This window comes from Secundilactobacillus angelensis (assembly GCF_012641075.1).
Taxonomy (GTDB): Bacteria; Bacillota; Bacilli; order Lactobacillales; family Lactobacillaceae; genus Secundilactobacillus; species Secundilactobacillus angelensis.
This window is the reverse complement of record NZ_JAAXLJ010000125.1, coordinates 1-230: the sequence shown is the minus strand read 5'-3', so window position 1 is coordinate 230 and position 230 is coordinate 1. Positions and strand designations below refer to the sequence as shown.

Here is a 230-nt window from a genome sequence, read left to right as displayed (position 1 = left end):
CGTCACTGAAACGCCAAAGGATCAACCAAGCTTGCCAGCAGTCACAGTCAACCCAGGCGAAACGGTCAAGACGGGTAAGACGACCGTTACGAACGATAATCCAGGCGTGACAATGACGCATGACACGACGAATAACACACCAGGACTCGGCGAACATGTCGAAGGCGATGGGACGGTTTCCTACTTCAAGTCAGCCAACGGCGAAGGGACGTCAGTGGATCCAAAGGATT

At 53.5% G+C, this 230-nt stretch carries 1 protein-coding gene; it reads left to right on the top strand.

All coding sequences use genetic code 11. The features are described 5' to 3' along the window. Positions 1-230: hypothetical protein (locus tag HC026_RS12650; RefSeq protein WP_168926235.1), on the top strand; the 230-nt coding region annotated here is incomplete at both ends.